The following is a 24,416-nucleotide window of genomic DNA, read 5'->3' on the forward strand; positions in this document are numbered from 1 at the left end:
TCGCACCGTTTTCGGCACCGTCAGCCTTTTCAGCGCGGCCGCTGATCGGGGGACGGTCCGCGAAGCGCAACGAGTGAGGCCCCCGCGCTGTTGATCGAGATGTCTGACGTCTCAACCACGCTGCTGGGGGGCCTCGTTGGCCGCACTCGACCTGCCTCATGCGCTCGTGGCGTGGGTGACCATGCTCGTCGTCGCCCGTGAGAGTGACCGGCGCTCCAGGCTCCGCCCGTCTCAGCGTGATGGTGGCACTGGTGTACCTGCGCGAGCGCACCACTCTGGCGAAGATCGCTGCCGGGCTTCGGAATCAGCGAGTCCACCACCCACCCCTGCACCAGCGCGTTCATCCACTTGCTCCCCGAACGCGCGCCGGGTCTGCTGAAAGTCCTGCGCGAGGCCGATGCGGACTTCGTCCTGCTGGACGGCACGCTCGCCGAGTGCGACCGGGTCGGCGGAGGACGGGCCGACCATTCGGCCAAGCACCGCCGGCACGGGGTGAACGTGCAGGTGGTCACCGATCCGGGCGGCCGACTGCTGTGGTTCACCCACACTGTCAGGCCGGGCTCACGACCTGACCGCTGCGAGCTGAGCCACCGGCAGGGCGTCTCCTCCGAACCTGCGGGAGGGGCACGGAAGGTGTCGGGGCGGTCTGTCGTGGCTCTCGTCCACTTCGGGTGGCCGGTCGCGGGTTCCGGCACGTCCACGTCCGTCTGCGGCGTCTTCGTTGGATGCCGGTTCCCCCACGCTGGGCCGCCTTCACACGGGGACCCATCGAGTCGCCGCCCTGTCGCGTACGGGTGCCCCGGGCACCGAGTGCCGAGGGGGAGGGGCGGGGGCACTGGGCACGAAGACCGGCTCGAGAACCCTGGCGCCAACCATGGGTCGAGGACGACGCGAAGCTGGTGACCATAAGGGTCGTAGGCTGCTCGACCCGCGAGACATCGCTGGTCATGGTGTCAGCAGGCGCGGGAAACCCGCTCGTTGAGGTCGACCGTTCCGCTCACGGCGGGGGCCGGGGCGATCCGGAGGTCTTCCACCCATTCCCATGCGGAAATGCCGGTGTAAATGCCGGGACGGTCGGCATGCTGATAGATGAACAGCACAGAGCCCGTGTTGTTCTTGAGCGAAGAAGCCGCATTGTCGACGCTGCTGCCGTCCGGGAACTTACTGTTCGCCAGGTCCTTGACGCACGACATCCCTGCGACGGTGGGAACGACGAACATCTGCCCCGCGTAGCCAAGGTCCTTGTAGAGGCAGACTTCGCCCGAAGGACACGAGGTGTCCGCTTGAGCCGTCGGACTCATCATCCCCAGCGCCCCGGCGGTCAGCGCAATTACGGAAATGATCGATGGTATTCGCATTGGATCCTCGACATGCAGTTTCACGGGTGATGTAGCTTTTGGTGCCCATCGCAAGAACGTAGTGCGTGGACTGCTCGGCGGCTCGGAAGGCAGGAGGGCTCACGATATTTTGTGTCCTCATGATCCCGGGCGGATAGAATATCCGTGCCAGATCGAGGTCAAGAGGGATTCCCGGCGCGGGGCGAACGCCGCTCAGGCTGGACGGGGGCGCACGGACCGCGCGAGGCGTCGGCACATGGCGTGCCCACTCTGCTGCACAGACACAGGAGATCGACCCGCTTCGGCGTAGGCAGAATGTTCTGTCACTTAGGACGGGAGCATGCCGCAACGTACGGCCGACAAGGCCGGGGACGGCCGGACGTCAGCAAGGGTGCCCGCCGACCAGCGACGTTGCACCGCGGGGCATCGAGCCCGACGACAAGCGGCCCACCCTTCAGGGAGAACGATCGTTCCGGTACGATGTCCATGTGACCTCCTCCGATGCCCCCGCAAAAGCGTCTCCGGCCCGCGCCCGGCTCCTGGAGGCGGCCTCCCGCATCTTCTACTCCGATGGCATCCGCCATGTGGGCGTGGACCGCGTCATCGGCGAGGCCAAGGTGACCCGGGCAACCTTCTACCGGCACTTCCCCAGCAAGGAAGATCTCGTGCTCGCCTATGTCGAGCGGCGCGACCAGGAGATCCGGTCGGCGGTGACGGAGGCGTTCCGCACGAGCACCGATCCCAAAGATCTGCTGATCATGATGATGACGGGCATCGGGTCGGAGATCTGCCGGCCCGGTTTTCGCGGATGCGCGTTCATCAACGCCGCCGCCGAGTACCCGGAGTCCGAGCATCCCGTCCGGAGGGCGGTCCGAGCCCACCGGTCCTGGTTCAGCCAGACGGTACTGAACCTTGTGACCGCCGCGGGCTGCGCCGACCGGGAACACACCACCGCTCTGTTGGTCCTCCTGCGGGACGGAGCGATGGTCGGGGGAGACCTGGGCGATCCGGCCGCGGCACGTGAGCAGCTGCTGCTGACGGTCTCCACCCTCCTTTCCCCCGCGCAGGCCGGTGGTGTGGTCCCGTCACCCCGCCCGTGAGCCGGAGACCCACGTACCGGTGGGGGAGCCACCGGGACGCCGACCCAGCGTGACCGCACGCAGCAACGACTCGACCGGCCCGTACCGCATCAGCCGCATCAGCCGTGCTCCGCAGACGAGTTGAACGGCGTACAGCAGCACGTCGCCCGCCAGGACGGCAACCCCTCCGACCTGGTCGTAGAGCCCGCAGCCGTACCCGGTGAACACCACGGCAAGGACCAGCGACTGGGTGAGGTAGTGCGTGAGCGCCATGCGTCCGGCGGCCGCCAGCAGCCCGGCCGCCGCCGGGCGCACGCTGTCGAGCAGCAGAAGCAGCCCGCAGGCGTACGAGGCCGTGAGCGCGGGTGCGGTGAGCACCGACACCGCCTGGCCGACGAGGAACCACCGGCTGTCCATCGGCCAGGCGGCGCAGCACGCCGTGAGCACGCCACCGGTCAGCCCCACCGGCAGACACCGCGCGACGGTCCTGCGCAGCCAGCGCCGGTCCCGTCCCCGCCGCTCCACCAAACCGCACTTGGCGGCGGCGAGCCCGGCCAGGAATGCGGCCAGCATGTCGGGTGCGTACAGCAGATCCGCGCCGAGCGCAGACGGCAGATCCTTCAGATGGGCCTTCGGTACCGACAGGAATCCGGCCGCCCGGTAGGCATCGACGGTGCCCGCGACAAGGCGGGCGTACCGGGCGGGATCCACGGGCTCCGCGAAGGCCACCGTCAGCAGCCCGTACCCGAGCAGCAGCGCCGCCAGTGCCAGGACCAGCCCGGCCGCGACGCGCAGGGCGGCCGGCGGGGACAGACCGCGCAGACCGTAGAGCACGAGCGCCAGGACGGCGTAGGTCGTCAGGATGTCCCCGGGGTACAGGAGCACGGCGTGCGCCGCACCGATCACGAACAACCCCGTTGCCCGCCGCAGATGACGCGGGGCGAACGCGACGCCGGCCTGCCGGGCGGCACGCTCCTGAAGCACGAAGCTGTAGCCGAAGAGGAAGGAGAAGAGGAGATAGAACTTGCCGGTGAACAGCGCCGTCGTCGCCCAGGCCGCCGCGCGGTCGGCAATCGAGGCTTCCGGACCACCGCCGAGCGCCGTATAAGGCCCGGCCATCAGCGAGGAGTTGACCACAAGGATCCCGAACAGGGCGAACCCTCGCAGCACATCGACTTCACCGACCCGCCGCGATCGGCCGGGTGAAGGCGTCTTTGCGTTCACGAAGTGGTCACGGCGCCGGTCGCGGACGCCGCCGCCGCCGTCGACCGTCCGGCCGGCAGCGGAAGGCCGGGGCCCCACTCCGTACACAGCGCCGGGAACACCGGTTCTGCGTCCATGCGCACCCCCTCACCGGCCTACGCCCTCGGCACGCACTACGGTCCGCGTGCCCGGCCGGTTCACACGGACCGTCTTCAGCCCCGTCGCGTACCGGCACGGCTGCGGGACGGACCTCGGCAAGGGGCTGCTGTCGGCAGCGGGCCGTCTTCACGAAGCCGCCGAGGGTGAGGTATCGCGCGCAACGGGCCAGGCGGTTCCCCGAATCCTTTGCCGGTGCGCTGGCGGTCCGAGCGGATGCCGCGCCGTGCGCACCTGGCGGAAAGGCGGAGAAGCCCAGGCCGTCAGGACCGGGCGGGGTCATGCCCCGGGGCGGACGCGGTTCAGCCGGAGTGCCGAGACAAGGAAGAAGACGCCCCCGAGGAAGGCGTAGCCCGCGAGGTTCTGAAGGGTGGGATCGTCGCTTCCGGCCCGCGCGATGAAGGACGCTCCGGCGGCAGTGGAAATGGTGCCGCTGATGATCATCGGCCACTGGCCGCCCAGCCGTCGGCGCATGGCGCCCGCGAAGAGCTGAACGAGACCTGAGGCGATAGCCCAGACTCCCCAGACCCGGAGGACCGCCGGCACGTCGGATGCGGCGGCGACAGCCACCCCGATGACGGCCAGGGAACTGATCACGATGTTCGCGTACAGCGCCGGAACCGCTTTGCCGTCCGCCGCGGCGGAACGGAGATCGACCGCCGCTGCCACCACATCGAACAGGGGATAGATCACCAGGAGCGTCGCGCTCACGGGATTGATCGTGTCGGCGGATGTGAACAACGCGAAGGCCCATACGGCTGCGAACGCGAAGCGCTGAAAATACAGCTTGCGCAGGGCGACGAGGTTACTGGTGGAGGCCGGACCGACGAGGGTGTCCATGGGAGTTCCTTGTTCAGGTTTTCACGGATGTGGGTGAGTGACGCAACTACGTGACCGGTGCATTTCTTCGACCGTCTGAACGACGTGTTCTGGCGTCCCTGCCGCCTGCCAGGGGCTCGCTGATGCCGGAGCCGGCAGGCGGGGTGGCCGACACGGTTGGCCACAGTGGCGCCATCCAGCCCGGGACCGGGGAGGGAGAACGTTCTGTCTAGTGACATTCAAGTGAGTCGACCGACGCCCTGTCAAGACAGAACGTTCTCCCCCCTGTTGATGGCGGCGGTGCCTCTTCGTCGACCGGTCGAGGGCCCAGCGACTGGGGGTGGGCTACTCAGCGACCGCCGAGTACTGCCCTGCTGCAGGTGAGAAGCGCAGGTCAGGAAGCTGATACTGCCTGCGGAGCGACTGGAGCGACTGGAGCGTCAGGTATATGAGTCCGTGGAAGAAGGATTCTGTACGCCTGGCATATAGCGAGCTTCAGTCGCTTGGGTCGCTGTTTCTGTTTGGTGCCGTCTCTGAGCTGGGCTTTCCCCGGCGGGGCGGTACGGCGACCCAGCGGGTGCGGGTAGCTCTCCGACCGGTCGGTCGCTCCTGTGGCGGGCTTTCATGTCCGCGACGGTGGAGCGGGAGAGCGCGCACCTCCCTCGAGTGTCCGGTGCCCTACAGGCGGAGCCTTCTCTGACGTCGCGTCGCTTGGGTCGCTGATCGAGAGTGCTCATGAGCCGATGTGCGGCTACCGCGCCGCCGGGGCCGGCTTCCTGGCAAGCCTCGCCGAAAAGGGCGGGGCGGGTCTGTCTTCCTGCCGAGCGGCCGCTTGTTCGGTGGGTTGGGACGGTCATTCCCCGGGTAGGACCCACGTCGGTCGGCGGGAGTTCTCCAGCGCCGAGGCCGTACCGACCGGACTTCCCCCGCGACGGACGAGGCCGGCACGAGCCGCCTACCGCGGGACCGATCACGTGGCTGCCGGGGCCTGACAGTCGTCGCCCCCGAGGCGGAGCGGTGAGCGCACATCGCGGATGTCGTCCATCGGTCCGTGAATCAGCCGTAAACGAATCGTAGACACCCAGCGGGTTCCCTAGGTCAGGCAGCGGCCCCGTGCCGACTGCACCCGGTACGGCGCCCCTCACGGAACCCGAGCACTTCGGTCTGCCGTAGAACGACGCATTTCCCTCAGGGATGGAGTATGCGGATGGCAATCAGCCGGCGGACGACGCCTCAGAAGCCTCATGGAACGGTTCCCCCTGCGGTGACGGAGTCTGTGACGGGCAGTGAAGTCCTGGTGCGCGCGCTCTACGCCGAGCACGGGAAGGCCCTGCTGGCCTATGCGACACGGCTGGCCGGTGACCGGGCGGTGGGGGAGGACATCGTCCAGGAGACGCTGGTCCGGGCGTGGAGGCATCTCGTGGCCGACCCCGCACCGGTCCTCATGCGCACCTGGCTGTTCACCATCGCTCGGAACATCGCGACCGACCGGTCCCTGGCGCAGCCCCTGTCGCCCCATGCGGTCGCCGAGCCGGACTCGACCGCCGTGGTGCACCAACTCGCCTCCGGGCGCCGGTAGTCGGTGTGCGGCATCCTGCGGGGTGCCGGAAATTTTGAACTGCACCGTGCCAAACCCTCGTGCTACAGGCAAGCGAATCTCGAAAACGGGGTTCATGGAGAGTGCGGTGCGAGAAATGATTATCTCCGACTGGAGTGGAAAAGGTCTGTGCGGGCCGGGCGAGGCGGAAATCCTCTTTGCCGAGGGCGCGACCCAGCAGGAGGCCAAGAACGTGTGCAACGGCTGTCCGATACAGGCTGAGTGTCTGGCGTACGCGCTCGATCAGCGCATCGAGTTCGGAGTGTGGGGCGGTATGACCGAGCGGGAACGCCGGTTGCTGCTGAAGCGCTGCCCCAGTGTCCGATCGTGGCGTCGGCTGCTGAAGACCACCTCGTAGCTTGTTCGTGATGTGTGTTCTGCGTTCCCATGGTCGGCCCCGGTAACTGGCGGGGCCGTTCGGGCCGGAAATATGGCGTCCGGTCCGAACGGCCCCGCCGTACGAAGTCTCGCCTGCACGGGCTGCGGCGTTACTCCTCTACCATTTCGGCACTACTCGGCGAACTGGCCGATGAAGATGGAGTTCACCTTCTCGATGCCGAAGTCCGCGAAGGTTCCCCTGCCCTTCTCCAGCACGGCGGAGCTGCCGGTGCAGTTCCTGCCGGACCAGATCTTGATCGGCTTGTTCGCGGACGCGGAGTCGTCGGGGCTGATGGCCGTGCCGAACGACGGAGTGTTCACGCATCCCTTGCCGGAGACGACTCCCGCGGCGCTCTCCGAATCGTTGACGTCCTCGACGATCTTGTACCGGCCCGTCTCGACACGCGCCACGATCTCCGACTTCGTCTGCCCTTCGGCCTGTTCACCGCCGTCGGCGGGGTCGACCTGGGGCTCGGCCCCGGCGGAATCCTGCCCGGCACGCCCACCGTCGGGGGTCACCCCGAACCAGGTGCCTCCTACGAGGTGACCGTTGGTGTCACCGGGCGCCTGATCCTTGCTGAACAGATAGACCGGAGAGCCGCCGATCGTGACCTGATATCCCTGGCCCCGCTTGATGAAACCGACGTCGGACTTCTTGATTCCGTCGATGAAGACCTTGCCGTTTGTCGCGACCTCGAGTGGAGGCCACTGCTTCTCGCACTCGTCGAAGCAGTTGGACGTCGAGGGATCGGTCTTGTCCTTGTCGAAACGGTAGAGAACGAACCCCGCGCCGTTCGTGACCACCGGATCCAAGCCGCCCACCTGACTGGCCGACAGCTGTACCCACTTCCGGATCACCGGACTGGACGCAGCGGCCTGCCGTGCGGGCGCCGCGTCCGCCGCCAGGTCACCGGTGCTCAGATTCGCGTTGTTCTGCTGCGCGGTGCCGTTCTTGAAAGTCAGCTGAGAGGCGGCCGCAGAGGCGGAATCAGACGGTGCCGCGGCCTTTTCGTCGTCCCCGCCGCCGCATGCGGTGAGGAGAAGCGCGCCGGCAAGTGTGACCGCCGCAAAAACTGAAGTACGCGTGTGAGACATGCAAACCCCCACAGAAAGTTCCGAGACCAAGTCGTTCCGGGCTTTTCCGGAACGTCGACACCCCGGACACGGGCCGCACCCGCCCGAGGGTTCTGGGAACCCTCCGCTGATACACGACCGTGACATATTTCTTTCCGAGCGCCCCGGCGGCGTTTTCAGAGCAGGTAAGGATTTGCCGGGGCACCCCCGAGCGAGGCAGGGGCGAAGGAAGGGGCGGACACCCGGGAGAAGTGAGAAAGGCGCTCGACCACGGACTTGTGCCCCTCCGTGGCGTGGCCCGTGCCGATGCGTTCCCACAGCAGCAGCAACTCCCTGCCGAGCGACACCGCGATGTGAGGTGACGTCAGGAGCTCCCAGGTGGCGCAGGCCCGCTCCAGGTCCTCGTGAGCGCGTGGATCGCTCTGGTAGTGCCGCATCCAGGCCACCTGGAGCGAGAGCGCCGTCGCTTTGCCCTGATCCCCGGACAGGTGAGCCACATAGGCGTGAAGGGCGCCGGCTTCCAGCGCGAAGGGGTGTGTGGTCCCGAACGTGCTCACGGCCTGCTCCTGGAGCGCGGCCGCGCGCTCCTCGGCGCGCACCAGGTCCCGGGCTGTCAGAGCGTCGCCGACGGCGGCGACGCCCGCCCGGAGTTCTTCCGGAACGCCGACGGCTGCCGGCGCGGCGCGTTCGGCTTGCCGCGCAGCGGGGTGTGCGCCCCCCTGCGACGCCACGGGGGGCAGGCGCGCCGACACGGCGCCCGGTCGGTCCGGAGCCGATCCACCGGCCGGCCCACCGCTGTCCGGCACGGCGGCGGCCGGGCGAGAAGCGGGAGCCGGCGGTGGCATCGGCGGTGGCGGCGGCGCTACCGGGAGCGCCGGATCCTGGGCATACGGAGGAGTTGGACGGGAAGGGTGTCGCGTCGCGGTGCCATGTGCTGCGGGCGGGACGACGGGTACGGGGGCGGCCGGTATCGGCGGGGCGGGGAGGACCGGCGGACCCGGGTGCGGCAGGCGTTCGGCCGGATCCGGGGAATGGGCCGCAGTGCCGGGAACGGGGGTGCCGGCTAGTCCGGGGGAGTCCTCGGCGGCCGGACCGGGCACGTTGCGGGGCGGGGACGCCGGCGCCCCTCCCGCGGACGCGGCCGTGACAGGCCTCAGCACGGTGGTCGCCGGATCGCTGTCGGCCTGCGGACCGTCCGGCCGGGTCGCCGTCCGCCCGGACGGGGGAGCGGCCCCGGAAGTCGCCGCCGGGTCGTCGAAACCGTGACGTGGCGGCGTCACCTCCGGGGGAGGAGCCGCCGCGTTCCGGGCCGCGGGCGAGGCCGCCCGGAGCTCGTCGAGGAGGACCGGGGGCTTGAGGAACTCGCTCGCGCCGTCCGCCCCGACCCTGATCACCAGGGTCAGACGCCGTTGATGATCGAGTACGGACGCCTCGACCGGCCCCGCCATCGTGAGAGCGAGCTGGTGCAGGTGGTCGAGGGCGGCGGTCTCGGCGGAGCCTCCCGCCACCTCGATGTCCTCCCCGTCGACGGTGATCGTGCCGTCGGACGCGATGAAGACATGGCACCGGTGCACCGCTGCACCGTGTGGTTTCCCGGGAGCCGCTCGAGGGCCCGTCAGGGGACCGGCCGACTGGGCCTTGCGGTTCTCTTGCCGGAAGATGGGCACTTCACTGACCTTCCGTGTCTGGGGGAGAGGTTGAGCTCGGCTGGGGTCAGGCACGCTGTGAGAAGCCGGCCGTGCGGCACCACAGGGAAGTTCCGCCGGACGCGGTCGGATGTGTGCCCAGGTCCGCGAGGCGTTGCCGCCCGGGACGAGGCGTGTGTGTCCTGCCGGCTCGGCGACTCGTCACCGGGCGACGACGACGCCGTCCTCCGCCGCGAGGCACGGCGACGGATGTCTTCCTGCTCGGACACGCAGCCAGGGGCCCGGACAGTTCAATTCTGATTGGTCGAGTTCCAGGTGAACTGTGTGACCGCACGCGTCCGTGTGTCTGTCGAAGGAAGCACACGGTGGCCGCCGGCACCGACGTCCGGTGAGGTGGACAGGGACCGCCCGGACCCGCCGTGAGCGCCCACGCGGGCAGGCCGTGGCACGCGTCGTCGGCCCCGCCGAAACCCAGCTGTCGAGCCTGCTCTCGGCCTGCCCGCGTAACGCACCCAGGACAGAGGAGACGAACACGATGGGCACTCCGGCCGCGGCGTCCTCGTCGGATGCGTGGATCCGCGGGCCGGTACCCACGCCTGAAGTCCCCCACGAATCGGATGAGTTCGGAGCTCCGGCCGGGGAGCGGCCGTCGCCGCAGGACGCACAGCGGCGACATCCCCCGCTCCCCTTGCTCCCCCCGCGCCCCGGGGCCGCGGCTGCCGTGCCCGGCCCGGCGAGGACACACGGAGCCGAGCACGCCGAAGACGTTCCTGCAGCCTCACGGACCGCGGACATCAGCTGGGCCAACGCCCACGGAGGCGCCGGAGCCACCACTTTCGCGGCCGCACTCGGCGGAACTGACATCGGCCACGCCTGGCCGGACGTCGGCCGGGGGGAACCGGGACGGACGCTGCTGCTGGCCCGCACCCACGACAGAGGGCTGCGAGCCGCGGCGCAGGCCCTCGACGCGCTGAGAACGGGCCGCCATCCGCCCGGAGTTCACCTGGTGGCGGTCGTTCTGGTGGCCGACGCCCCGGGGCGGCTGCCGCTGGAACTGTTCCGCCGGGTCCGGGTGCTGCGTTCCGCGGCCCGCACGATCAGCGTCCCGTGGATCAGCCAGTGGCGGGTGGGCGAGCCGGTCGCCAAAGCGCCCAGAGCCATCGTCGAACTCGCGGCACTCATCGGGCCGGCGGGACCAACGCAAAGAGACGGACAATGACGAGCCAGACGGCTGCTCACGACATCCTCGCGGCCCCTCCCTTCCAACCGGGCGCGGACGCCGACTTCGTTCTCGGCGTTCTCGCCTGGGCTGCGTCCGCTGCCGGAGTCGCGGGAGTGCTCATCACGGGGATCCTGATGGCGATCCAGCTGCGCCGTGGCGAAATGGGCGAAGGGGCCTCGTACCTGCGCGGTCTGTTCTTCGTCCTCAGCGGATGCGTCCTCGCGGCGACCGCCGGTCCCCTCGTGCAGTACCTCGGCTATCTGGGCCTGTGAAGCACACGGCGCACGGGCCGGTAGCGACCCCCGCTTTCCCTTTCTCACAGACATTCGATCTTGGAGACATCTCATGAACTGGCTTCTCGCCGCCGGTGTTCCGAATCCCACCCGGCAGGCGCCGGCGGCGCTCACCGACAAGATAAACCTCGTCCTGGGCATCGCCGCGTGGGCCGGCACCGCCGCAGGTGTGGCCGGCGTTCTGGTGACGGGCGCGATGATGGCCATCTCGGTGAAGCGCGGCGAGAGTTCCGAACACATGAGCCGCCTCGGCATGGTCCTGGGCGGATGCGTGCTCGTCGCCACGGCGGGACCGCTCGTCCAGTTCGTCTTCAACTAGACGGGAAGAGAGGGTTCCCGTGACGACATCAGCCGATGCCGAGAAACAGCAGGCGCCGTTCTGGACCCGACGGGGCTGGCTGATGGCCGCCGGATTCCTGTCGTCGGCCATGATCACGGCCCTGGTCGCGGTGGTGACGGGCGACGGGCGGTCCGGGCAGCCGGCGCCGACCGCAGCGCCCGGCCCGCTCACCCGCGCCGCGGCCGACACCCCGGGAAGGCCTCAGGGATGCGTCACCGACGACCGTGACCACGGTACGGACGAGGCGCCGCCCGAGGACATCCGGTGGCGGACCATCGGGGGCACACGTGTTCCCGTCTCCGCGACGGCGGGACCGACCCGCTCGGCGGGGGCGGTGCTCTGGTGCTTCGCCCGCACCCCGGCAGGAGCGGTCCTGGCGGCGCACGTCATACCGGCACAGATGACTTCTCCGGACTGGCGCGTCGTCACACGTGACCAGGTCGTGGCGGGATTCACCCGGGACCTCTTCGTCTCTCAGCGCGCGTCCCTGCCGGACCGGGACATCGAGGGCCGCCAGAACGGCACTTACACCGGATACCGGGTGTCGGACTACACCTCGAACCGTGCCACGGTCGACCTCCTGATCAGCAGCGTGAGCGGGCTGCGCTTCACCACCTCCGTCACCCTGCTGTGGAGCGGGGGCGACTGGAAGGTGAAGCCGGGCGGCGACGGAGGTCTGCACTCCGAAATGTCCTCAACGGCCAGTACCACCGGTTTCGTCCTCTGGAAGGCGTGAGATGGCCTGCGAAACGGGAAGCGGCCCCGGCGACGTCGTCAAGGGCTTCTTCGACTTCCTCGGTGACCCCATCGGCACGATCCTGGCGGTGATCGCCAACAAGGTGCTCGCGGCCGCCATCACCGCGTTCGGTGACCTCACCACGAACATCCCCACGCTCTCCACCGACGCGTCGAGCGCGGTGAACGACCAGACACAGTGGATCGTCGTCTACACCGCCGTCGCGTCCTTGATCTTCGCCGCCGGACGCATGGCGCTCGAACGGCGGGGCGAGGCCGGCGGCGTGGCGCTCAAAGGCCTGCTGCGCGTGATTCTCGTGGCCGGTGGCGCGACAGCCGTCGTGACCGCACTGGCCCGCCTGGCCGACCGCTACGCGGACTACCTCTTCGCCACTTCGGCACAGGAGCAGGTCACCAGCATCGGCTGCCGCGGGGCCGACAACATCCAGTCGGTACTGCTGCTGGTTCTCGCGCTGCTCCTCCTCGTCGCCGCCATCGTTCAGACGATCCTGATGTACGTCCGGCTCGGCGTCATGATCATCCTGCTCGGCACCCTTCCGATGGCGGCTGCCGCGTCCATGACCAACTGGGGCACCGGCTGGTGGCGCAAGCACCTCGGCTGGATGACCGCCTGGCTGCTGTACAAGCCGGCTGCGGGGCTCGTCATCTTCGCCGGCGCGGAGATGATCTCCACGAGTGAGACCAACGACGACAACGCCGTCCACGTCAAGATCGCCGGAATCGGCGTCCTCCTGCTCTCCGCGGTCGCCCTTCCCGCCCTGCTCAAACTCGTGGTCCCGGCCACGGCCGCCCTCGGCACCGGAGGCGCCGGCGGCGTCGGAGCCCTGACCGGCTCGCTCGCCTCCGGCGCGAAGTCGATCGGCGGCGCCACGGGCGGGGGCGGGAGCCAGGGCGGAATGCCGGGTCCGGCGGGTGGATCCGGCGGAGCCGGCCCGTCCGGCGCCCGCGCCGCGGGCGCCCCGTCCGCTGGCGGCGGCGCCAGCGCTGGTGCCGGAGCCGCCGCTGGCGCCGGCTCGGCCGCCGCGCTCGCTGCAGGCCCCGTCGGCGCAGCCGTCGCCGCCGGCACGGCGGTGGTGAAGACGGTGGGCGGGATAGCCGCCGGAGCTGTCGACGGAGCCGACGGAGACCGCGGACACAACCGCTGACAGGGGCGCGGCCGGCCCGGGCGGCCGCCCGGCGTCCGGCCACGGCCGACCAGACCGCGTGACATCTCCCGGGCAGCCGTCCGTCCCTCGCGAACGGCTGCCCGACACCTCAGCCACTCACCCTTCGGGAAGCACCATGTCGACAGAAGCAGTTACGCATCCCACCTACGGAAACTGGCGGCGCCCACGACGCCCCGGACTCGGCCCCCTGGGGCTGGTCGGCACGTTCGGCGTGTTCAGCGGGTTGGTCCTCACCCTGCTCGTCTCACTGATCTCCCTGGTGGCGGCCCTCTTCGTGATCCTCCCGCTGGCCCTCGCGCTCGCGCCCCTGACGGTGCGCACCCAGGACGGCCGCAACCTCTATCAGCTCCTGGCGCTGCGGGTCGGCTGGCTCCGCCGGCGTGCCAAGGGGGCCCACACCTACGTCAGCGGCCCGCTGTCACAGCGGCCCGGCGGTCGCTTCCGCCCGCCGGGCCTGCTCAGCCGCATCACCATGAGCGAGGGCCGCGACGCCTATGACCGCCCCTTCGGCGTACTGCACCACCCGGGCCGCAACACCTACACCATCGTGCTCGGCTGCGAACCCGACGGCGGCTCGCTCGTGGACCCCGACCAGACCGACGTATGGGTGGCGGCCTGGGGCCACTGGCTCGCCCGGCTGTCGCACGAACCCGAACTGCGGGGCGCCTGCGTCATCGTGGAGACGGCACCCGACCCGGGCACCCGGCTGGCCAACGAGGTCCTGCCGAGGATCAAGGAGAACGCGCCGGCCGCCGCGCAGGCCGTCATGAGAGAGGTCGTCGAGCGCTACCCTTCCGCCTCCTCCGAGATGCACACCTACATCGCCCTCACCTATGGCGTCGCCCCCGGCCACAAGCGCGACCGGAGCGAGATCGTCACGGAGCTCGCCATGCGCATCCCGAGCCTGCTGAGCGGGCTCGTCGGAGCCGGCGGCGGATCCGCCGCACCCCTGTCCGCCGAGCGCATCGCGGAAGTCGTACGCGTGGCCTACGACCCCGCGGTCGCCGGCGACGTGCTGGACGCGCGCGCCCGGCACGGCGGTACCGGCCTGGAGTGGGAGGACTCAGGCCCCGCCGCCGCGGTCGAGACCGTCAGCTCCTACCAGCACGACTCCGGGGTGTCCCGCAGCTGGCTGCTGACCCTCGCACCGCGCGGCACCGTACGCTCCAGCGTGCTGCGCGGCCTGCTGGAAGCGGCCCCCGGCACCCGTCGCAAGCGGGTCGCCCTGTTCTACCGGCCGATCGATCCGGCGACCTCGGCGCGGATCGTGGAGGCAGACCGCCGAGCAGCCCAGTTCATGGCGACCTCCGGCCGCGGCATGATGCAGGCCCGCGCCGCCTCGGAGATGCGGGCGGCGGAGCAGACCGCAACGGAAGAGGCCGCCGGAGCCGGACTTGTCGAGTTCTCCCTGATGCTCACCGTCACCGTCGACTCCTCCCGCCAACTGCCCGACGCCGCCGTCACCGTCCGAAACCTCCAGGCGGCGGCCAGGCTCTCCCTGCGCCCGGCCGACCGGATGCAGGCCGCCGCCTTCACCTGCACGCTCCCCGTCGGCGTTCTGCCGTGGGAGCACACCCTCATTCCCCAGGCACTCCAGGAGGCGCTGTGAACGGCAAGGGCGACACCTCGGGGAGGCGCCCGCCCGCCTCCCCGTTCCACGGGCCGCGCGGCGGCCGGCAGCCGAAGCCCGGACCGCGGGGCTGGCCGGGACCGGGCGGAGGCGAGATCGGCAACCTCGACCCGCCGACGCTGTGGCGCGCGACCACCGTCCAGGCCTGCGGGCTCTGGCCGTTCGCCGCGGGCTCCGGCTCGCCCATGACAGGGGTTCCGCTCGGTCAGCACCTGGACACGGGTGCCACCGTGTGCGGCGATCCCATCTCCTGGTTCACCAGGGCCCGTTACATCTCCAACCCCTCGCTGTTCATGCTCGGCATGCCAGGCCTGGGCAAATCCACCCTGGTCAACCGCATGCTCATCGGCCTGGCCGCCACCGGAGTGGTGCCGCTCGTCCTCGGCGACCTCAAACCCGACTACGCCGACACCGTGCGCGCCCTCGGCGGCCAGGTCATCTCCATCGGCCGGGGAGTGGGGGGTATCAACATCCTCGACCCGGGTGCCATGGGCGAGGCCGCGGCCCGTCTCGGCGGCCCGGCCGGACAGGCCCTGGCGGCCGAGGCCCACGGCCGGGTGCTCAACATGGTCGCCGCCCTCATCACCGTCGTGCGCGGCCGGCCGATGGACGACCACGAGCAGTCCATCCTCTCCGCCGCCCTGCACCATCTGCGCGAACGTCTGCCCAGCGGCAGACCGCCCCTGCTACCGGACCTGCTCGCCGTGCTCCAGGAGGGACCGGACCGGGTCCGCGCGGTCACCCTGGACCGCGGCGACGACACCCGCTACCGCGACGCCGTCGACCCGCTGCACCGCTCCTTGCTCGGCATCCTCGACGGTCCGCTGGGCGACACCTTCGCCTCACCGACGTCGACCCGGATCGACTCCTCCGCCCCGGCCGTGTGCATCGACATCTCCCGCATCGGTGAGGCAGACACCCAGCTCACCGCCGCGGCGATGCTGGCGGCCTGGTCCGACGGGCTGGGAGCCGTGGCCGCCGCACACGCCCTCGCCGACGCCGGACTCGCCCCGCGGCGCTGGTACTTCACCGTCCTGGACGAACTGTGGCGCCCGCTGCGCGCCGCTTCCGGCATCGTCGACCGCATCGACGCCCTCACCCGCCTCAACCGCTCCCTCGGCCTCGGCGACGCCAAGATCACCCACACCCTCAAGGACGCCGAGGCCCTCGGTACCGAGTCCGACCGGGCCAAGGCCCGCGGTTTCGTGGAACGGGCGGGCATGGTCGTGTGCGCGGGCCTTCCCCGCACGGAGATGGAGGAACTGGGCCGGGTGGTCGGGCTCTCCGATCGGGAGATCGATCTTGTCTCCTCCTGGTCGTCCCCGCCCGGCTGGGCCATCACGGGCGGCCACGAGGAGCCGCCCGGACGGGGCCGCTTCCTCATCAAGGTCGGCGGTCGGCCCGGCATCCCCATCAAGGTCGCCATCACCGAGACGGAACGCGACCTGCACAACACCAACAGCCGCTGGGCGGCCGACGGACAGACCGGAGCCGCCGCCCTCCGGCAAGGGGGGAAGCCGGCTTGAGTCCCCGCCCCAGGCCCTCGGCCAACGAACTCGCCCCGTGGGCGATCGTCGCCGTCGCCGGCGTCACGCTGCTGCTGTCCGCGATCGTCTGGCTCGGCGGGACCATCGCCGCCGCGGCCACCGGCGCGGGCTGGAACCCGCCGCCCTTCGCCCTGTCGACCTTCGCCGAACTGGCCGGCCACGGGGCCCGGCCGATCTGGCCGGGAGCCTCGCCCCTGGCCGTGTACACCGGCATCGTCGCCGTGTCCGCGGCCGTCGTCGCCTGTGTCGTCCCGCTCGTGAAGATCGTCCGCGGCAGCCTCGGGCGCGGTACGGGTCTGGCCGGCGCGCGCGAGCTCGCGGCCCTGGCCCCTGAGGGCATCGCCGCCCGAGCGCGCGAACTGCGTCCCTCGCTCAAGGGCGTCAAGGAGCTGGAGGCCGACGACACCGGCAACCTGCTGGGTGACCTCTCCCCGAAAGGACCCGAACTGCGCTCCTCTTTCGAGGATGTCGAACTCGACCTCATGGCACCGCGAGCCGGCAAGTCCACGGGCATCGCGATCCCGCGGGTGCTCCGTGCCCGCGGCGCCGTTCTGCTGACGTCCAACAAGTCCGACGTCTACGCCGTCACCCGGGCCGAACGCGCCAGGACCGGCCGGGTGTGGACCTTCGATCCGCAGGGCATCGCCCACGCACCCCGCCAGATGTGGTGGGACATGCTCGCCGACTGCGTCACCATCGAGGGCGCCCGCCGGCTCGCCGGACACTTCGTCGCCTCCGTCAACGACGACTCGTCGAAGAAGGACTTCTGGATATCCGCCGCGCAGAACACCCTCACCGCGCTCTTCCACGCCGCCGCCGGCGGCAAGGCGCCGGTGACGGAACTGCTGGCCTGGCTGGCCGATCCGTCGGACCGCACCCCGATCGACCTGTTGCACGACATGGGGATGCACGCGCTCGCCGAACAACTCCAGGGCACTGTGCGAGGAGCGGTGGAGACCCGGGACGGCATCTACGAAACCGCCCGCCAGTGTGTCTCCTGCCTGCTCGACCCGGAGATCCTCGCCTGGGTGACACGGGATCCGTCCCTCCCCGAGTTCCGGCCCCACGAGCACGTCCTCACCCGGGACACCCTCTACCTCCTCTCCAAGGACGGCGGCGGCTCCGCGGCCGGAGTGATCGCCGGGCTCGCCGACGGCACGATGCGCGCCGGCGTCATGGCCGCCGAACGCATGGGCGGGCGCCTCGACCCCCCTATGACCGCGGTCCTCGACGAGGCGGCCAACGTGTGCCGCATATCCGATCTCCCCGATCTCTACAGCCATCTGGGATCACGAGGGATCAACGTGGTCACCCTGCTCCAGAGCTACCGGCAGGGCAGCCGCGTCTGGGGCGAGGCCGGCATGGACGCCCTGTGGAGCGCCGCGACGATCAAACTCCTCGGCGCGGGGCTCGACGACGCCGACTTCGTCGACAAGGTGTCCAAGCTCGTGGGCCATCACGACGTCAGCACCGTCAGCGTCTCGCGGAGCAAGGAGGGCACGTCACGGTCGATCTCGTACCGCCTGGACCCCATCCTGCCGCCCGACCGGATCCGGGCCCTCCCCAAGGGCACGGCGCTGCTGCTGGCCACCGGCGTCAGGCCCGCACTGATCCGGCTGCGCCCCTGGTACAAGGAGCCCGGCGCGGCCGCCATCTCGGCCGCGGCGGCCGAGGAGACCGCCGCGATCACCAGGCGCGCGGCGGAGAAGTGGGTGAGCCATGGCATCGAACAGTGACGACGGCACGACGGGTCTCGCCCACCCGGCACCGGACCCCCGCTCCCTCATCCAGGGCCGCGGTGTCCTCGGCGGGTCCGTCCCCGACGGCTTCCCGGGCGCGGACGCGGACGGCTGGGCGCGTGCCACCTCGCCGCCGCCGTCCGAGCCGGACCGCCCGGTGTCGGTGTTGTCGCCCGGTCGAACCGAACCGGACCCGCCGCCTGCCGAGGGCTCCCCGCCTCTGCCCTTGCCCGGCCCGCCGTCATCGGACACCGCTGTCCGGCCGCCCGATCTCGCGGGCGCACCACATCCGACGGCCCCGGACGGCTCGCCACCGGGGGAGGGCGGCCCCCCGGCCGAGGAGAACACCGTAGGGGCGGACGGCTCACCGGCCCCGGACGCGGATTCCTGGGCCATAGAGGAGACCACGGAGGCCATAGGGACCACGGAGGCCGGGGCGGCGGAGGTCGGGGCGGGCGGAGAGGCGGGCGACGCGCCGGACGCGCCTGCGCCGGCCGAACCGCCCTTCATTCTCTACAAGTCGGGCGAGGCGTTCGGCTCGGCGACAGCCGACCTCGCGACGTGGGTGCACGGACTTCTGCTGCCGGTCTACGGCCGGGAGGTCTCCTCCACGGCCGCCTGGTGCACGCGCTGGTGGGAACACCTGGAGGCTGTCGCACAGCTGTACGGCTTGTGGATGGCCTGGATGGCACTGACCAACGGGGATGCTCCGCTGACCGGTCCGGCGTCATGGCACCGGGACTTCCTCAACCCGGTGATGCTCACCCTGCGCGACCCGTCGGGGACCTTCGCGGGCTGCAAGCCCGGGAGGCACCGCAAGACGGAACCCGTGCCGATCGAAGAGCCCTGACGCGCGTCCCGTCCCGCGGCCGGGTGCCACGAGCGTCGCCCACGGCGGCACCGGGCCCATGACGTGTGCCGGAGCGTCGCCGTCGGCGTCATCGGCGGTCCGCGGTGACCGACCCGCATCCCGAACAGAGAGAACCCCTCATGGAGTACTTCGGGCCGGACGCATTCCGTCCGCGCCGCCGTCGACGGGTCCTGGCCGCCCTGTCGGTCCTGGCCGTGCTCGGCGCGGCTCTTCTCACGGCCTTCGCCGTCGATGACCGGCCCGCGGCATCGGCATCGGCCTCTGCCTCGCCCTCCCCGGTGGTCGTCCATGACCTCGTGCCGCCGGACAGCGCCGGGGGAGAGCCCCTCGACGGCGGCTCTCCCCCGTCCGTCGTGGAGGATCCGGAAGACGGGCCGCCGCTCACCGAGACGGTGTCACCGACGGGCGAGGGCGAGACGGTGGAGGCCCCGGGCCCGGATCCCACGGCCGGCCAGGACCCGGCGCCCGAGCCGTCCCGGGGCACTCAGCGCCCGTCGTCCGAAGCCGGCGACACGTATCGGCCGGTCGACGGATACGTCGTCACCGCCCGGTACGGCCAGCCCGGTTCATGGGCGGCCGGGCATCACACCGGAGTCGACCTGGCGGTACCCGTGGGCACCGAGGTCGTCGCCGCGCGCGGGGGCACCGTGGTGTGCGCGGCATATGACAAGGCTTACGGAAATTTTGTCCTTCTGTACCAGAGTGACGGACTCTATGCCCTGTACGCGCACCTCTCGAAGATCACCGTGCGGATGGGGCGGACGGTGAGCGCGGGAGACCAACTGGGCCTGTCCGGCGCGTCCGGCCGCGTCACCGGGCCGCACCTCCACTTCGAGATGCGTTCGGCTCCCGGCTACGGCTCCGACATCGACCCCATCGCCTACCTGCGCTCCCACGGGATCGTCCTCTAGGGCGCCGGCGCATCGCTCGCACCGGCCAGCGGGAGTCCGCGCGCCGCATGACACGACGTCAGACAGCCCTCGAACTCTCGGTCGGCCGGAGCCGTAGTGATGAGAGCACCCGGAACCGAGCGCGTGTCCATCAGCCCGAGACCGACCCGAGGAGCAGCATGTCCACACCGACGCCTGTGGGACCGAACCCCGTACCTCCCGTGCCGGGCGGCGCCTCTGACACGAGCAGCATTTTCTCACCGAGGCCCCAGCGAGGCTGGCGGCCGACCATACTTGTGGAGCCGACGCCGGTCGGCGAAATGGATCCGCCCCCTGTGCCCCCTCTGCCCCCCAAGCCCGCTGACCTTGTGACTCCGCCCCTTGCGCCTGCCAATCCGCCTCGCCCTTTGCCGGTTCCGCCCGGCAACTCTTTTGACGCGGTCGGTGAAATAGCTCCGCCCCCTGTGCCCCCTCTGCCCCCCAAGCCCGCTGACCTTGTGACTCCGCCCCTTGCGCCTGCCAATCCGCCTCGCCCTTTGCCGGTTCCGCCCGGCAACTTTTTTGAGGCGGTCGGTGAAATGGCTCCGCCCCCTGTGCCCTCCAAGCCAACGGACAGGCTGCTCGTCGGCTCTCCCGCGAGCAGCAGCCCGCAAGGCCGTTTTCGTGAAGGCGATTTCACCAGTGCCGAAGGGGACGCCACTCTCGACGATGGGTGGGACCCCCGTCCCGGGCTGAACCGCCCGGAGCCCGCAGGGGATCGCCGAGCCCCGGAATCCGTAGGAAGTCGCCTTGCCAGGTGGGCGCTCGCGAAGATCAAGAGCCTGCTCGGTCGGGCGGTCAGCTCGATGAAGAAGCTCGATGAGCGATTTCAAGTGAGGGACAGGGCCCTCAAAATCCTGAAGAACCGAAAGCAGATGGTGGCTGCGGGTGTTGTGATCGGGGCTATTGCCGCCGGTCCGTTCGGCGCCTTTGTCGGCGGCGTTGCCGGATACACGGTGAGCTCCGCGGTCAGGGGATTGGAGAAGTGGTGGCAGAGGTACGCGGAACTTGGGCGTCTGAGGGAGGCTCATCGTTCCGGCTCGGCAGGCGTGGAAAACTTCCAGGCGCCCTCGGCGATGAGTACTCCTCGTCTCGCACAGGTCGCTCCCACGGTGTCGGAGCAACAGCAGCTGCGTTACGGCCAAACGGTTCCCCAGCCGTTCCGGGCGACGAGTCAGCGCGAGTCTGACTTCTCGATTGCCGCGGCCCAGTGCCTCCCCCAAGGCGTCGGTTCGCCCGCGATGGCCGACAGCGATGCCTGGGCCGCCGCGCGCCGGCACTCCGCGCCCGCCGCCAAGGGAAGAAGCAGGTAGCCCTCTCGCGAGCGGCGTCGTGGCCACCACCGCACACGTACCGAAATCCCACACCTCGTCCGTTCGCGCCGGTCGTGCACCGGACGGGAAGCGCTCCCTCGTGCGGCCCGCCGGAGGCCGATGCCCTGCCGTGGTCGCGCCCGCCGCGAGCCGGCCCCACGGCGGGCGCCGGCCTCCGCGGCCGTCACTCCGTGTACGCCGGAGTCAACTCCCGTTGCAGTGCGAGCAGGCCGTAGTGGACGCGTGACTTGAGCGTTCCCTTGGGGATGCCCAGCGACTGCGCCGCCTCCTCCAGGGTGCTGCCGCGGAAATACACCTCGACCAGGGCCTGCCGGTGGGCGACGGACAGGGCGGCCAGACCGCCCCGGACCATCATCTCGGTCAGCACCCCTTCGCTGATGTCCAGCTCGGCCGACTCGTACTCCGTCCACAGGTCCCCGCCTATCTCCTGCGGGCGGCTCTTGCTGCTTCGGTAGCCGTCGATGACGAGATTCCGCGCCACGCGGAACATCCACGGCCGCAGCGTCGCGTTCCCGATGGCGCCGTAGACGTGCCAGCACCGCAGCAGTGTTTCCTGCACGATGTCCTCGGCGCGCAAGGCATCGCCGCCCATGAGCCGCCGCACGTACGCGTGCAGTGCGAGCACCTGCTTACGGTGGTCGGCCAGTTCTTCTTCCGCGGTGGATGCTGACGACCCGTCGGACTCTGCGGACGTCCAGCTCATGACTACTCCTAATGGTGTCCGGGTCTGTCGCGATGCCGGGCGCGTGAAGGGATGTCCGCCGCTGCCTTCCGGCGGGAATCACGGGAGTCGGCCCGGCGAGATCCGCAACGGCTCGCCGACCGTCCCGGACAGCCCGGCCGAGACCTTCACCCCGAGGACGGCCGCCCCGGCCTTCTCGTCCGGCCCCCTGTTGCGGGCGGGCCGAAGCGGTGGGTGAGGGAACGTCGGGTCGGAGCGGTCCTGGAGCCGGCGCCGGGTGGCTTGCCCGATGACGTTGGCGAGGGGTTCGCGCGGTCCGTCATCGAGTGGGCGAAGCACCGCCGGACCGGTCGCTGACGGATTCGAGGGTGCGTTGTGCCTGGGCTCCCAGGTGCGGGCCGGCGAGCCAGGTGTCGGTGGCAGGGCCGACCGATGTGTTGCTGACCAGTGCGAGCGACCCGTCCGGGCTCTGCGCGAACCAGCCGCCTCCGGAGGCGCCGCCGTTCATGGTGCAGCCGATCCGGTACAACGCGGGCTGATCGCGGTCCAGCACGTAGCGTGTTGGACGGTCCTGGCAGGAGTAGAGCCGCTCACCGTCGAAGGGCGCCTGCGCGGGATAGCCCCAGGCGCTCGCCGTGGCGAGCGACCTCACGGTCGGCACGTCGAACCGCACGGGCACGGCGTTACCGAGGCTCTCCTCCAGGGACGAGGAGCCGGCCGGCGGCCTGACCCGCAGAACGGCGAAGTCGAAGGACGCCCCGGCCCCGCCGGTTTCCGCACCCTGCGCCGTCCATTGCGGGGGCACCGCGGCCTTCTCCGCCCACCAGGTGCCGAACGGCGCGACCTGGTCCAGTGGAGCCGTCCGACGGGCCGATCCGCTCAGGTCGTCGTCGTTGTAGGAGGGGACGAAGACGATGTTGCGGAACCAGCCGCCGTCCGCTCCGGCGTGCACACAGTGTCCGGCCGTCCACACCAGATCGGACCGGCCGGGCCGGGCGGGATCGCGAACGGCCGTCCCGGAACACACCTTCGGGCCGGTGGGCGAGTCGAAGAAGACCTTTCCGACCACGCCCGCGGTGCTGTGGTACGGCGCCGCGGTCGGCCGGGCGGTGAGGGGCTCGGGCTCGGGATCGGACGCGCCGTCCTGCCCCGCTCCCTCCGCGAGCGGGGCGTCGGGGGAGGACGAGGACGACATCCGCTCCCCGCTCCACAGGCCGCCGATCGTCGGGTTGTAGAAGTCCCCGTTCCGCCACCGGTCCGCGCGCCAGTCCTTCCAGCCGCCGTCGATCCACGAGCGCGAACGGTCCGCGGACGCCCCGACTGTCCTGCCGGCGTCCGGCAGCACGAGCACCGCGGCGAGCACCACGACAGCCAGGGCCGTGACGAGGGGCAGGGATTTGCGCAAGGAGGGCATGACAGAAGTGCTCCAGTGATGGGGGAGAAGGGGGCGCGCCCTCAGCCGTAGAGCCGGGCCGCCTGCTCGCGTATCCGCCCGAGACCGAGATACGCCGTCGTCCCGGGGCAGTCGGTGGACGTCCAGTCCCGATGTCCGGCGACGGCGGGGCCCTGAGTCGTTCGCCCGGTGACCACGTGCCGGTAGGTGACGCGTGAGAGCGGGGCCAGGCCGTGGAGCGAAGCCAGTGCGCCCGTCAGGTTCACCAGGGACTCCTGCATCCGAGGTGTCCGTTCCGCCTTCGTGAAGTCGCCGAGCAGCGCGATGCCGATGTTGCCCGGGTTGAAGCCGATGGTGTGGAACGCCGTCACGACCTCGTCGCGCGCATTGTGCGCGGGCCTGCCGTCGGTACCGGAGTAGCGGCCCTCGTAGATCTGTCCCCGCTGGTCGATCAGGAAGTGGTAGCCGATGTCTCCCCAGTCGTTCGAGACGGCGTGCTGTTGGTAGATCGCGCGCACCGTGGCGGCCGGGTCGGGGTCGTCCGGGTCGGTCGCGGTGTGATGGACCGTGATCATCTGGAAGGGGGTGAAGACGGTGGGCGACGACTCGGAACCGTTCGCGGTGAAACGCTTCGTCTCATCGGCTCCCCACGCGGCCCGCGTGATCAGGCCGGAGGGCGGGAAGGCCGGTCGCGGCGACAGGCTGCCGCTCGGGTCGCGCGAGGCCCGGGCCGACGGAGTGCCGGAGGCGAGAGGTTCACCCGTCCGCGGTTCCCGTTCCGTGTCGATGGCGAGCGACTCCGTCACCCGCACGCCGGATGCGGCCTCGAGCTGGTAGCCGTAGCTGTTGCCGGCCGGCACCAGGGCCTGGTTCCTGGGCGCCGTCGCCCCGTCCCGGCCGGGACCGTCCTTGCCGCAGGGACAGCCGGGGACGACGGTCCGCCAGGCGCCCGGCTTGCCCTTCCGGTTGTACAGACGCAGTCGCACGCCGCGGGGCGAGCCGGTCCAGCTGAGGGCCACCGCCGTGATCGGGAAGTCCGTGCGGTGTATTTCGGGGCCCGGTGACACCGAACGTGCCATGCGGGTTCCCGGAACCTTCGCCTGACGCTGTTCCGCGCCAGGGGCGGCTGCCTTCCCGCCCCTGGCGGTCGTCGCGCAGGTGCTGAGGACGGGTACGGCGACACCTGCGGCGCCGAGTGCCATGAGGAGACGGCGGCGTGACGGGG

At 70.5% G+C, this 24,416-nt stretch carries 23 protein-coding genes and 1 pseudogene; 15 read left to right on the forward strand and 9 right to left on the reverse strand.

Annotation, left to right across the window (positions count from 1 at the left end; all coding sequences use genetic code 11):
• Positions 1–181 precede the first annotated feature (181 nt).
• Positions 182–580 (forward strand): annotated as a pseudogene (locus ABZ725_RS47460) (transposase family protein); the annotation flags it as partial.
• A 373-nt stretch (positions 581–953) separates the two neighbouring features.
• Here the strand turns inward: ABZ725_RS47460 and ABZ725_RS47465 are convergent.
• Entirely contained in the window at positions 954–1,382 is a 429-nt protein-coding gene (locus ABZ725_RS47465; RefSeq protein ID WP_358808593.1) for a peptidase inhibitor family I36 protein, read from the reverse strand.
• Between the two features lie 443 nt (positions 1,383–1,825).
• On the opposite strand from ABZ725_RS47465, the gene ABZ725_RS47470 reads away from it, so the two are divergent.
• Positions 1,826–2,437, forward strand: coding sequence for a TetR/AcrR family transcriptional regulator (locus ABZ725_RS47470; protein WP_358808594.1), 612 nt, complete (start codon positions 1,826–1,828; stop codon positions 2,435–2,437).
• On the opposite strand, the gene ABZ725_RS47475 is transcribed toward ABZ725_RS47470, so the two are convergent.
• Positions 2,423–3,586, reverse strand: a complete 1,164-nt coding sequence (locus ABZ725_RS47475) for a DUF418 domain-containing protein (protein ID WP_358808595.1) — start codon at positions 3,584–3,586, stop codon at positions 2,423–2,425. The two genes, ABZ725_RS47470 and ABZ725_RS47475, sit on opposite strands and share 15 nt — an antisense overlap.
• A 468-nt stretch (positions 3,587–4,054) precedes the next feature.
• The gene (locus ABZ725_RS47480) at positions 4,055–4,615 is read right to left on the reverse strand and encodes a hypothetical protein (RefSeq protein WP_358808596.1); all 561 of its coding nucleotides are present in this window, start codon (positions 4,613–4,615) and stop codon (positions 4,055–4,057) included.
• 1,255 nt (positions 4,616–5,870) lie between these two features.
• Between ABZ725_RS47480 and ABZ725_RS47485 the strand changes: the two genes are divergently transcribed.
• On the forward strand, positions 5,871–6,173 hold the full coding sequence (locus tag ABZ725_RS47485; protein ID WP_358808597.1) for a sigma factor: 303 nt from the start codon (positions 5,871–5,873) through the stop codon (positions 6,171–6,173).
• Positions 6,174–6,288: 115 nt separating this feature from the next.
• A complete protein-coding gene (locus ABZ725_RS47490; RefSeq protein WP_351914179.1) occupies positions 6,289–6,549 on the forward strand; it encodes a WhiB family transcriptional regulator in 261 nt (86 codons plus the stop codon).
• 152 nt (positions 6,550–6,701) lie between these two features.
• On the opposite strand, the gene ABZ725_RS47495 is transcribed toward ABZ725_RS47490, so the two are convergent.
• Together ABZ725_RS47495 and ABZ725_RS47500 are read right to left on the reverse strand one after the other, a co-directional pair.
• Positions 6,702–7,694, reverse strand: coding sequence for a hypothetical protein (locus ABZ725_RS47495; RefSeq protein WP_358808598.1), 993 nt, complete (start codon positions 7,692–7,694; stop codon positions 6,702–6,704).
• Positions 7,695–7,819: 125 nt separating this feature from the next.
• Complete coding sequence (locus tag ABZ725_RS47500) at positions 7,820–9,217, reverse strand: hypothetical protein (protein ID WP_358808599.1); 1,398 nt, start codon at positions 9,215–9,217, stop codon at positions 7,820–7,822.
• A 760-nt stretch (positions 9,218–9,977) separates the two neighbouring features.
• Between ABZ725_RS47500 and ABZ725_RS47505 the strand changes: the two genes are divergently transcribed.
• From ABZ725_RS47505 to ABZ725_RS47555, 11 genes are all read left to right on the forward strand, one after another.
• A complete protein-coding gene (locus ABZ725_RS47505; RefSeq protein WP_351921016.1) occupies positions 9,978–10,508 on the forward strand; it encodes a hypothetical protein in 531 nt (176 codons plus the stop codon).
• Complete coding sequence (locus tag ABZ725_RS47510; protein ID WP_351921018.1) at positions 10,505–10,783, forward strand: hypothetical protein; 279 nt, start codon at positions 10,505–10,507, stop codon at positions 10,781–10,783. The genes ABZ725_RS47505 and ABZ725_RS47510 overlap by 4 nt, the downstream gene beginning before the upstream one ends.
• Before the next feature lie 73 nt (positions 10,784–10,856).
• The gene (locus ABZ725_RS47515) at positions 10,857–11,123 is read left to right on the forward strand and encodes a hypothetical protein (protein WP_351921020.1); all 267 of its coding nucleotides are present in this window, start codon (positions 10,857–10,859) and stop codon (positions 11,121–11,123) included.
• A gap of 19 nt (positions 11,124–11,142) precedes the next feature.
• On the forward strand, positions 11,143–11,880 hold the full coding sequence (locus tag ABZ725_RS47520; protein ID WP_358808600.1) for a hypothetical protein: 738 nt from the start codon (positions 11,143–11,145) through the stop codon (positions 11,878–11,880).
• 1 nt (position 11,881) lies between these two features.
• Positions 11,882–13,045 carry a hypothetical protein gene (locus tag ABZ725_RS47525; RefSeq protein ID WP_358808601.1) on the forward strand — a complete coding sequence of 388 codons (1,164 nt, stop codon included), beginning with the start codon at positions 11,882–11,884 and terminating at the stop codon, positions 13,043–13,045.
• 136 nt (positions 13,046–13,181) lie between these two features.
• Positions 13,182–14,675, forward strand: a complete 1,494-nt coding sequence (locus ABZ725_RS47530; protein WP_358808602.1) for an SCO6880 family protein — start codon at positions 13,182–13,184, stop codon at positions 14,673–14,675.
• A gap of 116 nt (positions 14,676–14,791) precedes the next feature.
• A complete protein-coding gene (locus tag ABZ725_RS47535) occupies positions 14,792–16,222 on the forward strand; it encodes an ATP/GTP-binding protein (RefSeq protein WP_358808624.1) in 1,431 nt (476 codons plus the stop codon).
• Complete coding sequence (locus ABZ725_RS47540; RefSeq protein ID WP_351915088.1) at positions 16,219–17,979, forward strand: TraM recognition domain-containing protein; 1,761 nt, start codon at positions 16,219–16,221, stop codon at positions 17,977–17,979. The genes ABZ725_RS47535 and ABZ725_RS47540 overlap by 4 nt, the downstream gene beginning before the upstream one ends.
• Positions 17,963–18,832: a DUF4913 domain-containing protein gene (locus tag ABZ725_RS47545; protein WP_358808603.1), complete on the forward strand. Its 870-nt coding sequence runs from the start codon at positions 17,963–17,965 to the stop codon at positions 18,830–18,832. Before ABZ725_RS47540 ends, ABZ725_RS47545 begins: the two co-directional genes overlap by 17 nt.
• Positions 18,833–18,972: 140 nt before the next feature.
• Positions 18,973–19,764, forward strand: a complete 792-nt coding sequence (locus tag ABZ725_RS47550) for a peptidoglycan DD-metalloendopeptidase family protein (RefSeq protein ID WP_358808604.1) — start codon at positions 18,973–18,975, stop codon at positions 19,762–19,764.
• Positions 19,765–20,588: 824 nt separating this feature from the next.
• The gene (locus ABZ725_RS47555) at positions 20,589–21,095 is read left to right on the forward strand and encodes a hypothetical protein (RefSeq protein ID WP_358808605.1); all 507 of its coding nucleotides are present in this window, start codon (positions 20,589–20,591) and stop codon (positions 21,093–21,095) included.
• 184 nt (positions 21,096–21,279) lie between these two features.
• On the opposite strand, the gene ABZ725_RS47560 is transcribed toward ABZ725_RS47555, so the two are convergent.
• The 4 genes from ABZ725_RS47560 to ABZ725_RS47575 all read right to left on the reverse strand — a co-directional run bounded on the left by ABZ725_RS47560 (position 21,280) and on the right by ABZ725_RS47575 (position 24,270).
• A complete protein-coding gene (locus ABZ725_RS47560) occupies positions 21,280–21,819 on the reverse strand; it encodes a sigma-70 family RNA polymerase sigma factor (protein WP_351915082.1) in 540 nt (179 codons plus the stop codon).
• A 78-nt stretch (positions 21,820–21,897) separates the two neighbouring features.
• Entirely contained in the window at positions 21,898–22,137 is a 240-nt protein-coding gene (locus ABZ725_RS47565; RefSeq protein ID WP_358808606.1) for a hypothetical protein, read from the reverse strand.
• Entirely contained in the window at positions 22,118–23,212 is a 1,095-nt protein-coding gene (locus ABZ725_RS47570) for a hypothetical protein (protein WP_358808607.1), read from the reverse strand. Before ABZ725_RS47570 ends, ABZ725_RS47565 begins: the two co-directional genes overlap by 20 nt.
• Positions 23,213–23,253: 41 nt before the next feature.
• Positions 23,254–24,270, reverse strand: coding sequence for an N-acetylmuramoyl-L-alanine amidase (locus ABZ725_RS47575; RefSeq protein WP_358808608.1), 1,017 nt, complete (start codon positions 24,268–24,270; stop codon positions 23,254–23,256).
• Between the last annotated feature and the right edge of the window lie 146 nt (positions 24,271–24,416).

This window comes from Streptomyces sp. NPDC006872 (assembly GCF_040635845.1).
In the GTDB taxonomy this organism is placed as follows: domain Bacteria; phylum Actinomycetota; class Actinomycetes; order Streptomycetales; family Streptomycetaceae; genus Streptomyces.

Bases quoted from the DNA above. Each gene is read 5' to 3' on its own strand.
- ABZ725_RS47545 (WP_358808603.1), top strand. From the start codon at position 17,963: ATGGCATCGAACAGTGACGACGGCACGACGGGTCTCGCCCACCCGGCA.
- ABZ725_RS47570 (WP_358808607.1), bottom strand. From the start codon at position 23,212: ATGCCCTCCTTGCGCAAATCCCTGCCCCTCGTCACGGCCCTGGCTGTC.
- ABZ725_RS47575 (WP_358808608.1), bottom strand. From the start codon at position 24,270: ATGGCACGTTCGGTGTCACCGGGCCCCGAAATACACCGCACGGACTTC.
- ABZ725_RS47555 (WP_358808605.1), top strand. From the start codon at position 20,589: ATGAAGAAGCTCGATGAGCGATTTCAAGTGAGGGACAGGGCCCTCAAA.
- ABZ725_RS47530 (WP_358808602.1), top strand. From the start codon at position 13,182: ATGTCGACAGAAGCAGTTACGCATCCCACCTACGGAAACTGGCGGCGC.
- ABZ725_RS47480 (WP_358808596.1), bottom strand. From the start codon at position 4,615: ATGGACACCCTCGTCGGTCCGGCCTCCACCAGTAACCTCGTCGCCCTG.
- ABZ725_RS47560 (WP_351915082.1), bottom strand. From the start codon at position 21,819: ATGAGCTGGACGTCCGCAGAGTCCGACGGGTCGTCAGCATCCACCGCG.
- ABZ725_RS47525 (WP_358808601.1), top strand. From the start codon at position 11,882: ATGGCCTGCGAAACGGGAAGCGGCCCCGGCGACGTCGTCAAGGGCTTC.
- ABZ725_RS47490 (WP_351914179.1), top strand. From the start codon at position 6,289: ATGATTATCTCCGACTGGAGTGGAAAAGGTCTGTGCGGGCCGGGCGAG.
- ABZ725_RS47550 (WP_358808604.1), top strand. From the start codon at position 18,973: ATGGAGTACTTCGGGCCGGACGCATTCCGTCCGCGCCGCCGTCGACGG.
- ABZ725_RS47515 (WP_351921020.1), top strand. From the start codon at position 10,857: ATGAACTGGCTTCTCGCCGCCGGTGTTCCGAATCCCACCCGGCAGGCG.
- ABZ725_RS47510 (WP_351921018.1), top strand. From the start codon at position 10,505: ATGACGAGCCAGACGGCTGCTCACGACATCCTCGCGGCCCCTCCCTTC.